Raw genomic sequence first — 10,734 nt, forward strand, 5'->3', positions numbered from 1 at the left:
GAATGACTAACTTTTCACCTGAGACACCATTTCCAAGGGGAGAACCTGCAAGCCTCCTCGTCGCAGGCTCCTGCGGGGTCTCGCAGACCCTCTGATAGCCTGGGAAATGGCATCTCAGGCTCAATTATTTAAAGAGAATCCTGATCTTAGCGTTAGAATCAACAGGAAAAAAGTTTAAAATATGTTTTTTTATATACAAAAAACCCTTATAGCCATAAGGCTATAAGGGTTTGTGTTCGATTTAATCATCAAGTGTTAGTAACGCAGGGATGCATCGGGAAGATTACCACTTACGTTTACGCGCAGCTTCTGATTTCTTTTTACGTTTTACGCTTGGTTTTTCATAAAACTCGCGCTTTCGTACCTCTTGAATAGTACCGCTTTTAGAAACAGTACGTTTGAAGCGTCGAAGAGCATCCTCAAGCGATTCGTTTTTGCGAACGACAGTTTTTGACATCTCTCTTTCCCTCCCTCCGAACACACATCAAAGCACATAACAGTAAAGTTATGTTACCTAAAAATTATAGCGTATTCGCTAGGAAACGTCAACTACTGCAATGAAAATTTAGTAGTCAGTATCGCTCTTTTGACCTTCCATGATCAATACGCCTGAACTAGCTCCAATACGAGTAGCTCCTGCTTCAACCATTTTGTTGAAATCTTCAAGGCTACGGATACCACCTGAAGCTTTGACTTCTAAGTCAGCTCCAACAGTTTCTTTCATCAATTTCACATCTTCAGCAGTTGCTCCACCAGTAGAGAACCCTGTAGATGTTTTCACGAAGTCAGCTCCAGCTTCTTTTGATAGCTGTGATGCAAGGACGATTTCGTCTTTAGTTAGTAGGCAAGTTTCAAGAATCACTTTTACGATTGCTTTTCCTTTAGCAGCTTGTACAACAGCTTCGATATCAGCTTTCACGTCTTCAGTCAAACCTGATTTCAGTGCTCCTACGTTTAGGACCATATCGATTTCAGTTGCGCCTTTTGCGATAGCGTCTTTTGTTTCGAATGCTTTAGTGTCTGCAGTAGAAGCACCAAGTGGAAAACCAATTACAGTACACACTTTAACCGGGCTGTCTTTTAATTGCTCAGCAGCAAATGCCACCCATGTAGGGTTCACACAAACAGATGCGAATTCATATTTCGCGGCTTCTTGGCATAGTACTTCAACTTGTGATTTTGTAGCTTCCGGCTTTAACAATGTATGATCAATATACGATGCGATTGATTTTTTCATGGTTACTAGTCTCCTTTTGATTCGAGATGTACGTACCTCTTCATCATAATCAAATTAACTGGGAAAAGCAAGCAAACGAAAAAGTCTTGAAAAATACGAAAAGCAGCTTCTCTTAATAAGAAGCTGCTAAAATGTTTTCCATCTAGGTGCAGGGGAAGCGTTCCGCGGGCGCGGGCTGAGCCAAGGTCTCAGCTTCCGCTTTTAATCCCGCTGGAGTCACCCCTACACTCTTTGTAAATGAAGTTCGTCCTTGGAAAAACTTGAAATATAAATTCTTTTTCCTATGCGTTGACTACAAAGTTTTCTTCTAAGACACGAACAAATTGACCTTCGTTGTATGGATAGCCCGCTTTTGTGATTTTGACTTTGACCAGCTGGCCGATCAATTCTTCGGTACCTGGAATAATGACTTTTAAGTAGTTGTCTGTATAGCCGACGACCAAATCTTGTGAAGTTCCGTTATCAAACTTCTCTTCTGGGATGATTTCAAGTACCTCATCCTCGTAACTTGACGCATACTCTTTTGCCAATTGGTCATTCAATGTAATGAGGCGATGTACACGCTCATTCTTCACTTCTTCATCCACTTGATCATCCATACGAGCGGCTGGTGTACCCGTCCGTTTTGAATACGGGAACACGTGAAGCTCCGAGAAGCGATGCGTGCGGATGAATTCGTATGTTTCCATGAACTCTTCTTCCGTCTCTCCTGGGAAGCCCACGATGACATCTGATGTAATCGCAAGGTCTGGTAATGCTTTACGCAGCTGCACTAAACGATCTGCAAAGAATGCCATTGTGTACTTACGTCTCATACGTTTTAATACCGTATCAGAACCTGACTGAATCGGAATGTGCAAGTGACGCACTACGATATTCGACTGCTTCAACACTTCAATCACTTCGTCCGTTAACTGACTAGCTTCAATCGAGCTGATGCGAAGTCTTTTCAAACCTGTTACTTGAGACTCCAAATCGCGCAGTAGCTGTGCAAGATTGTAATCTTTCAGATCTTCTCCGTACCCACCTGTGTGAATCCCAGTCAACACGATTTCTTTGTAGCCTGCAGCTACTAATTGCTGTGCTTGATGGACTACTTCTTGTGGGTCACGAGAACGCATCAAGCCGCGAGCCCAAGGAATAATGCAGAACGTACAGAAATTGTTACAGCCTTCTTGGATTTTAAGAGAGGCACGCGTGCGGTCTGTAAAATTAGGAACATCCAGCTCTTCGTATACTCGGTTCTTCATAATGTTGCCAACAGCGTTAATTGGTTGACGCTCCACTTTATATTGTTCAATATAATCAAGCATCTTGCGGCGGTCTTGAGTTCCGACAACAATATCGACTCCAGGAATCGCCATAATCTCAGCTGGAGACGTCTGAGCGTAACAACCCGTTACACAGATGACCGCATCTGGATTTTGACGGATGGCACGACGAATCACTTGTCGGCTCTTCTTATCGCCAGTGTTGGTAACCGTACATGTATTGATCACATAGACATCTGATTTTTTCTCAAAATCTGTCCGTTCGTAATTTTGTTCTTTAAATAGTTGCCAAATCGCTTCGGTCTCATAATGGTTCACTTTGCATCCCAACGTATGAAAAGCTACTGAAGCCATACTAGCCACCTCTTCTTTCATTCAAATTCATAAGACAGGGCACTTAATGCATAGAGAGGGGCGGTTTCCGCACGTAAGATCCGTGGTCCGAGTTTGACACCACATGCTCCGCATCGAACAAGTGCATCCACCTCGCGCCGTGCTAATCCACCTTCAGGTCCGAACACAATAAGTATCGATTTATTATCATACACCTTTTTCACATGGTCTGCAAATCGAATACGAGTGTCTTTTTTGGCTTCTTCTTCATCACAAATCCATACATAATCGTAGAAGTTCGATGCTTCACAGAGCTGATTGAGATTATGTATTGGGTGAATAGTCGGAATGACGGTTCGGTGACTCTGCTCTGCAGCCTCTTTTGCAATTTTTTCAAAGCGCTCTTGTTTCTTCGACCATTTTTTTGCATCCCATTTTACTATCGAGCGTTCTGCCTCAAAAGGAATAAACCCAGTCATTCCAAGCTCAGTAGCTTTTTGAATGACCAGGTCTAGTTTATCTCCTTTTGGAAGACCGCACGCTATTGTGACATGTACGGGCATTTCAACAGATCGTTCAAGAGGGGCAAGTAGTTGCACATCAACGGAATCTTTATGAAGCTGCGTGATTTCTGCACGGAAAGCCTGCTGTGCGACCACAACGATGAGTTCATCTGCCTCTTTCATGCGCATAACTCGTTGGATATGATGCGCATCTTCCCCTTCAATGACGGCTCTGTTGTCTATAGCCTGCTGTACAAAATAACGTTGCATCACGTCATCCTCCTAGTTCTTTCGAGAAATGATAGCTACCCAATCTTCCATCATCATCACTTCTTCAATGACAAATCCAGCAGCTTCTAAGCCGCGACGCACATCGTCTTTTCTCGCACCGATAATACCAGACGTGATGTAGACACCACCTGGTTTTACCATTTGGAACGCATCTGATGTAAACGACAAGATGATATCTGCTAAGATGTTCGCCACCACTACATCCGCTGGTGCTTCAACTGAATCAAGCAAGTTCCCATGAACTGTTCGGACAGTGTCTTGTACTTTGTTTAGTGCTACGTTGTCAGTAGCAGCAGTGACAGCCACTTCATCTAAATCGAGTGCATGGACATGAGCAGCACCTAGTAGAGCAGCTCCAATAGCTAGAACACCTGAGCCCGTTCCTACATCAATTACAGAGTCGCCAGATTTCACGTGCTTCTCAAGAGCTTGTAGACACATGACTGTAGTGGGATGTGTCCCTGTTCCGAAAGCCATCCCAGGGTCTAGTTCAATAATCAATTCATCCGTCTGCACAGGAGTGTAATCTTCCCAAGTTGGTACGATTGTAAATCGGTTTGAAATTTTCACAGGGTGATAATACTGTTTCCATGCAGTCGCCCAGTCTTCTTCATCCACTTCATGAAGAGTGACCGTTCCTTCGCCAATGGCAATATCAAAGTTTCGGAGATTTTCAATCGCAAGCTTAATTTCTTCGACTGTCTCATAGATGAAACTAGTAGCTGCCAAATACGCTTTTACACGTACTCCCGATGTTGGGAAGTCTAGAGGGTTCAATTCGTAAAGCTCACCAAATTGATCCTCGCGTTCTTTATCTAGCTCAAGAGAATCTTCGATGACTACTCCACTCGCTCCCGCTTCATGCAAAATATTGCTAATCGGCTCTACCGCTTCATTCGTTGTCATTACAGACAATTCCATCCATTTCACTTGCGAATCACTCCTTTAGTCACCTTTTATCTTATTACGTAGTTTATCAAACAATGAACTGCCTTGCTCTTCTGGAATATCGCCACTGATTTCAGCGAATTCGCGAAGCAGCTGCTTTTGTTTCTCTGTCAATTTCTTCGGAGTAATGACTTTCACGATAACGTGTTGGTCTCCAATGCCGTATCCATGAACGTTTTTGACACCTTTACCTTTTAGACGGAACTTTGTAGCAGACTGAGTTCCTGCAGGAATTTTTAGTTTCACTTTTCCTTGGACTGTTGGAATCTCGACTTCATCACCAAGAGCTGCTTGAGCAAATGTTAGTGGCAAAGTATAGTAGATGTCGTCTCCATCACGTTCAAAACGAGAATCTGGCTTCACTCGGAATACAACGTATAAGTCTCCTGGAGGCCCACCATTCACGCCTGGTTCCCCTTGTCCAGATACGCGGAGTTGTTGCCCATCATCCACTCCAGCAGGAATCGTGATCTTGATTTTTTTACGTTTTGTCACGCGGCCACGTCCAGAACAAGTTGAACATTTTTCTTTAATTTCTTTCCCTGTTCCTTCACAGACTGGGCATGTACGCTTCGTTTGAACACGGCCAAAAGGCGTGTCTTGTGTGACGTTGATCTGGCCGTGTCCTTGGCACTGTGAACATTTCACAGGAGACGTTCCTGGTTTAGCACCACTGCCATCACATGTATCACAGATTTCATCTTTTGAGACTTCAATCTCTTTTTCTTTTCCAAATACAGCTTCTTCAAATTCGATTGTCATGGAATACTGTAGGTCATTTCCTTTACGAGGAGCGTTTGGATCACGTCGGCGACCACCGCCTCCACCAAAGAATGAGCTAAAAATATCTTCAAAGCCAAAGCCATCTCCACCTGAAAAGCCTCCACCGAATCCGCCAAATCCTTGGGGACCCGCATGACCGAACTGGTCATATTGAGCACGTTTCTCTTGATCACTTAACACTTCATAAGCCTCAGAGATTTCTTTGAACTTATCAGCAGCGCCTGCTTCTTTATTAATATCCGGATGGTATTGTTTTGATAGTTTCCGGTAAGCTTTTTTAATTTCATCTTGAGAGGCGGTCTTCGAAACGCCGAGCACCTCATAATAATCTCGTTTCTCCATGATTCACTCTCCTCACAACTTTACTATTGTACCATGTTTTTACGACATGGAAAAAGCCAAAGACAATGGTGCCTTTGACTTTTTACCTGGAAACCTTACTTGTCTTTATTGTCGTCTACTTCTTCAAAGTCTGCATCGACAACTCCGTCATCTGACGGATTCTCATCAGCTGCTTGTTGATCCGCTGCCGCTTGCTCATATAACTTCATAGAAAGCTTTTGAACGACTTCTTGAAGAGCATCACGTTTTGTTTTGATATCTTCGAAGTTGTTTGCCTCTAATGCTGCTTTCAACTCTTCTTTAGCAGTTTCAGCTTCTTGTTTCTCTTCTTCAGATACTTTATCTTCTAAGTCTTTTAAAGTCTTTTCAGTCATGAAGACTAGCTGGTCCGCGTCGTTTTTCAAGTCCGCTTCTTCTTTGCGTTTTGCATCTGCTTCTGCATTTGCTTCCGCTTCTTTCACCATACGCTCGATTTCTTCTTCTGATAAAGAAGTACTCGATTGAATCGTAATCGTTTGCTCTTTTTGTGTACCAAGATCTTTTGCTTTAACGCTTACGATACCGTTTTTATCGATATCGAATGTTACTTCGATTTGTGGCACACCACGTGGAGCTGGTGGAATGTCCGCAAGTTGGAAACGACCCAGTGTCTTGTTATCCGCAGCCATTGGACGCTCACCTTGAAGTACGTGAATATCCACTGCTGGTTGGTTGTCAGCTGCTGTAGAAAACGTTTGTGATTTAGAAGTTGGAATCGTCGTGTTGCGCTCGATTAGTTTCGTGAACACGCCACCCATAGTTTCAATACCAAGTGACAATGGCGTTACGTCAAGAAGAACGACATCTTTAACATCACCAGTCAGTACTCCACCTTGAACTGCAGCACCCATTGCTACAACTTCATCCGGGTTAACACCACGGTGTGGTTCTTTACCAGTTTCTTTTTTAATAGCATCCTGTACAGCTGGGATACGCGTTGATCCACCGACTAAGATAACTTTGTCGATGTCAGTTGAAGATAGACCCGCATCACGTAATGCTTGACGTGTTGGTTCCATCGTACGTTCTACAAGAGAAGCACTTAAATCATCAAATTTCGCACGAGATAGTGTCACTTCTAAGTGAAGAGGTCCAGCTTCTCCTGCAGTGATAAATGGTAGTGAAATCTGAGTAGAAGTCACACCAGAAAGGTCTTTTTTCGCTTTTTCAGCTGCATCTTTAAGACGCTGCATAGCCATTTTGTCTTTAGAAAGGTCGATACCATTTTCTTTTTTAAACTCTTGTACTAAATGATCGATTATTACTTGGTCAAAGTCATCTCCACCAAGACGGTTGTCACCTGCAGTAGCAAGTACTTCAAATACACCATCGCCTAGTTCAAGGATAGATACGTCAAATGTACCACCACCTAAATCGTATACTAAGATCTTTTCATCTTGATCCATTTTATCAAGTCCGTATGCTAGAGCAGCAGCTGTTGGTTCGTTGATGATACGCTCCACTTCAAGACCTGCAATTTTACCTGCATCTTTTGTTGCTTGGCGCTCTGCATCATTAAAGTAAGCAGGGACTGTGATAACTGCTTTCTCTACTTTTTCACCTAAGTATTCTTCAGCGTATGATTTCAAGTATTGAAGGATCATAGCAGATACTTCTTGTGGTGTGTACTCCTTGCCTTCAGCAGATACTTTTTCAGAGGTACCCATTAAACGTTTTACAGAAGCAATTGTGTTTGGGTTTGTGATTGCTTGACGCTTTGCTACTTCCCCAACTTGGCGCTCACCGTTTTTAAACGCAACAACTGATGGAGTAGTGCGATTCCCCTCTGGGTTTGGAATTACTTTTGGTTCGCCGCCTTCTAGTACAGCGACACATGAGTTTGTTGTTCCTAAGTCAATACCGATAATTTTAGACATATTCGTTCTTCCTCCTAGACATTGTTTACTATTTTATAAAATGATTTATTCGCTAACTTTTACCATGGCTGGTCGAATCACTCGGTCCTTCAACTGATACCCTTTTTGTAGCGTTTGAATCACAATACCCGACTCAAACTCTTCTGAAGGTTCTTTCATGACAGCTTGATGGAAGTTTGGATCGAATGCTTCCCCAGTTGGTACAATCTCTTCCACACCTTCATTAGAAAGTGCTTGTTTCAGCGTACGATACACCATTTCAACTCCAGTTAAAAGTGTTTTTGCATCTTCTGACTGAGGCTTGGACTCTAAAGCACGTTCAAAGTTATCAAGAACCGGTAACAGCTCCGTAACTAGAGACTGAGCGCGGAACTTTGAAGCAGCTTCAGTATCTCTTTGTACACGTCGACGGTAATTGTCAAAGTCTGCACGAAGACGCAAGTAACTATTCTCTTGTTCATCGAGCTTGGCTTGCAGCTCTTCTATTTCAGAAAGTTCTTGTACTTCTTCACTAGTTTCAGCTTGCTCTGCGTCTTTTGTTTCTAGTTCAACTTCAACTTCTTCAGTTTGTTCTACAGCTTGCTCTGCGTCTTTTGTTTCTAGTTCAACTTCAACTTCTTCAGGTTGTTCTACAGGTTGTTTGTTTTCTTCAGTCATGATCACAAAGCCTTTCTATTTGGAATTAAAAATCTTAGCTAGCTCTTTAGACATGTCTCCTGTCACATAGTCGAGTAAGGATATGACACGTCGGTAATCCATTCGAATAGGTCCTATGATGGCAATTTGACCACGCTGTTGTTCACCAAATGAGTACGTCGCGGTCACGATACTACATGCTTCCATCGAGTCCATTTCATTTTCTGAACCGATTCGAATCGAAAGTCCGCTTGAGTTTGGAACAATCAATCGTGGATGGTCTTCTAGCTGTTGCATGAACTCTAAGAGATTTCGTGCTTTCTGCCAGTCGTTGAACTCCGGTTGATTGAACAGCTGCATTTTGCCGCCATACACCACTTTTTCTTCTGAACCTTTGCTGACATCCGCAGTTAGCGCTTCAAACACTTCAATCAATCGTGAATTCGACTGGTTGATCAGCTGTGTCATCACTCGTTTTAAAATAGCAGGAAGTTCGTAAAGGTAAGAACCTACAACTCTGGCATTCAACTCTTCCACCATGCGCTCAAGTTCTTCTAATTTCACATCTTGTGGGATGGAGACGAGCTTGTTCTGCACATGGCCGTTGTCCGTGACGATAATCGCCACTGCGTTCTCAGAGGATAGCGGGACCATTGAAAACTTCCTTACGCGGTGTCGTTGGACGTCTTCCCCAAGAAGGATGGTCGTGTAAGTTGTCAGTTCTGCTAAAATTTCAGCAGATTGTCTAATCAACTGTTCTGATTCTACACGCCGTTCAGCGAAAATAGATTTCAATTTCGTGATTTCCATCTTGGTCAACTGATTCGGTGAAAGCATATGGTCGACATAATAGCGGTACCCTTTTTGAGAAGGCACGCGACCTGAAGAGGTATGGGTTTTCTCTAGGTAACCCATATCTTCTAAATCAGCCATTTCATTTCGAATGGTTGCCGGACTATAGGGCATCTCCTCTTTTTTCGAGAGCTGCCTTGACCCCACAGGTTGAGCAGTTTGGATAAAGTCATCGACAGTAACTTGCAAGATTAACAATTGTCTTTCCGTTAACATGTTGATCACTCCTGTTAGCACTCATCTAGTGAGAGTGCTAATACTCATCTATAAAGTTATCAAAGGTTGAAATTCTTGTCAACGAATTTAGTCGAGTAAAAAGTCTTGGAATATCTCGTTACCTACGAATCGACCTTTTCGTGTGAGCCGCACTCCAGTAGCAGTCGTCTCTAACAATCCGTTTGCTATATGAGGCGCCATTTTCACACCGTATACATCGGTTAATTCTTTTTCGAATCGTTTACGGAATGTATCAAATGAAACGCCTTGATTCATACGAAGCCCCAAAAACATCTGCTCTTCCATTTCTTCTTTTGGAGTCACTTGATTTTGATGAAGGATCGGAAGTTGATTTCCTTCTAGGGACTGCATGTACTTTTTAAGAGGGCCATGGTTTGAGTAACGAATCCCATCGACATAGCCATGTGCTCCTGCCCCAAGACCTAAATACTCTTCATTTCTCCAGTAAATCGAGTTGTGCTCAGAGTATAGACCCTTTTTTGCAAAGTTGCTGATCTCATATTGTTCGAACCCATGCTCTTCTGTACGTCTCATCAGCACCTCGTACATCTCTGCCTCTAGATCTTGTGATGGGAGAGAGAGTTTTCCTTTTGCGAGTAAGTTGTAAAAAATCGTTTTTGGCTCAACAAGAAGTGAATACGCCGATATATGCGTAATGGGCATTTCAAAAGCACGTGTGAGCGCTTCGTTCCACTGGTCCATCGTCTGATTCGGAAGCCCGTACATTAGATCCATACTAATAGATGGGAACTTCAACTGGTCTGCATGTTTGAGGACTCGTTCCACATGTTCATTCGTATGGGTACGCCCCAGAACTTTAAGTAATTTGGCATCGAATGTTTGTACCCCGATACTGAAGCGATTGACACCTCGTGCTGCCATTAACTCCATTTTGTCATAGGTCAGTTCATCAGGATTGGCTTCTGAAGTGAACTCTTTGATTTGGTGCATCGGAAAATGCTTGGCAATAGAGTCGAACAATTTGCTTAATTGACGCAAGCTGAGCGACGTCGGTGTCCCTCCACCTAAAAAAATGGTGTGTACTTCGTCCAGGTCTGTTTTTCTAGACCAAATCTCCATCTCTCTGTCGAGAAGTGTCAAGTACTCATCGACAGGCTGGTTATGAAAGTAAAATTTATTGAAATCACAGTAACTACAAATCTGGTGGCAGAATGGGATATGAATATAAACCCCTTGTATCATCATCTTCCAACTTTCTATCAAACAAAAAGGAGGACAGCAAGCTGCTCCTCCCCTGATGTTCAGTTATTTTTGATCGTCGTCCATTTTGAGGACAGCCATGAATGCTTCTTATGGTGGGTAAGTTTCAGAGCGTATTCTATTGTATTTTCTTGTACCTTATTACACCTTACAACACGGCACTT

The 10,734-nt window shown here is 42.9% G+C and carries 10 protein-coding genes; all 10 read right to left on the reverse strand.

Going from position 1 to position 10,734, the window contains the following annotated elements:
* Positions 1-283: 283 nt before the first annotated feature.
* Positions 284-457 (reverse strand): 30S ribosomal protein S21, encoded by a 174-nt coding sequence (gene rpsU / locus CF394_RS04850; RefSeq protein ID WP_004227078.1) that lies wholly within the window; start codon positions 455-457, stop codon positions 284-286.
* Between the two features lie 108 nt (positions 458-565).
* A complete protein-coding gene (deoC, locus tag CF394_RS04855; protein ID WP_094942097.1) occupies positions 566-1,237 on the reverse strand; it encodes a deoxyribose-phosphate aldolase in 672 nt (223 codons plus the stop codon).
* Between the two features lie 281 nt (positions 1,238-1,518).
* Positions 1,519-2,862: a tRNA (N(6)-L-threonylcarbamoyladenosine(37)-C(2))-methylthiotransferase MtaB gene (gene mtaB, locus CF394_RS04860; protein ID WP_094942098.1), complete on the reverse strand. Its 1,344-nt coding sequence runs from the start codon at positions 2,860-2,862 to the stop codon at positions 1,519-1,521.
* Positions 2,863-2,879: 17 nt separating this feature from the next.
* A complete protein-coding gene (locus CF394_RS04865; protein ID WP_094942099.1) occupies positions 2,880-3,614 on the reverse strand; it encodes a 16S rRNA (uracil(1498)-N(3))-methyltransferase in 735 nt (244 codons plus the stop codon).
* Between the two features lie 12 nt (positions 3,615-3,626).
* Positions 3,627-4,565, reverse strand: coding sequence for a 50S ribosomal protein L11 methyltransferase (prmA, locus tag CF394_RS04870; RefSeq protein WP_094942100.1), 939 nt, complete (start codon positions 4,563-4,565; stop codon positions 3,627-3,629).
* A gap of 15 nt (positions 4,566-4,580) precedes the next feature.
* Positions 4,581-5,708 (reverse strand): molecular chaperone DnaJ, encoded by a 1,128-nt coding sequence (dnaJ, locus tag CF394_RS04875; RefSeq protein WP_094942101.1) that lies wholly within the window; start codon positions 5,706-5,708, stop codon positions 4,581-4,583.
* Between the two features lie 95 nt (positions 5,709-5,803).
* The gene (gene dnaK / locus CF394_RS04880) at positions 5,804-7,624 is read right to left on the reverse strand and encodes a molecular chaperone DnaK (protein WP_094942102.1); all 1,821 of its coding nucleotides are present in this window, start codon (positions 7,622-7,624) and stop codon (positions 5,804-5,806) included.
* Positions 7,625-7,669: 45 nt separating this feature from the next.
* Complete coding sequence (gene grpE, locus CF394_RS04885; RefSeq protein WP_094942103.1) at positions 7,670-8,281, reverse strand: nucleotide exchange factor GrpE; 612 nt, start codon at positions 8,279-8,281, stop codon at positions 7,670-7,672.
* A gap of 15 nt (positions 8,282-8,296) precedes the next feature.
* A complete protein-coding gene (gene hrcA, locus CF394_RS04890; protein ID WP_094942104.1) occupies positions 8,297-9,328 on the reverse strand; it encodes a heat-inducible transcriptional repressor HrcA in 1,032 nt (343 codons plus the stop codon).
* An 87-nt stretch (positions 9,329-9,415) separates the two neighbouring features.
* The gene (gene hemW, locus CF394_RS04895) at positions 9,416-10,552 is read right to left on the reverse strand and encodes a radical SAM family heme chaperone HemW (RefSeq protein ID WP_094942121.1); all 1,137 of its coding nucleotides are present in this window, start codon (positions 10,550-10,552) and stop codon (positions 9,416-9,418) included.
* Positions 10,553-10,734 lie beyond the last annotated feature (182 nt).

This window comes from Tetzosporium hominis (genome assembly GCF_002265435.1).
GTDB lineage: Bacteria > Bacillota > Bacilli > Bacillales_A > Planococcaceae > Chryseomicrobium > Chryseomicrobium hominis.

Excerpts from the sequence above, each read along its gene's own strand:
- hemW (WP_094942121.1), bottom strand. The coding sequence starts at position 10,552 with ATGATACAAGGGGTTTATATTCATATCCCATTCTGCCACCAGATTTGT.
- hrcA (WP_094942104.1), bottom strand. The coding sequence starts at position 9,328 with ATGTTAACGGAAAGACAATTGTTAATCTTGCAAGTTACTGTCGATGAC.
- grpE (WP_094942103.1), bottom strand. The coding sequence starts at position 8,281 with ATGACTGAAGAAAACAAACAACCTGTAGAACAACCTGAAGAAGTTGAA.
- dnaJ (WP_094942101.1), bottom strand. The coding sequence starts at position 5,708 with ATGGAGAAACGAGATTATTATGAGGTGCTCGGCGTTTCGAAGACCGCC.
- deoC (WP_094942097.1), bottom strand. The coding sequence starts at position 1,237 with ATGAAAAAATCAATCGCATCGTATATTGATCATACATTGTTAAAGCCG.
- mtaB (WP_094942098.1), bottom strand. The coding sequence starts at position 2,862 with ATGGCTTCAGTAGCTTTTCATACGTTGGGATGCAAAGTGAACCATTAT.
- dnaK (WP_094942102.1), bottom strand. The coding sequence starts at position 7,624 with ATGTCTAAAATTATCGGTATTGACTTAGGAACAACAAACTCATGTGTC.
- rpsU (WP_004227078.1), bottom strand. The coding sequence starts at position 457 with ATGTCAAAAACTGTCGTTCGCAAAAACGAATCGCTTGAGGATGCTCTT.
- CF394_RS04865 (WP_094942099.1), bottom strand. The coding sequence starts at position 3,614 with ATGCAACGTTATTTTGTACAGCAGGCTATAGACAACAGAGCCGTCATT.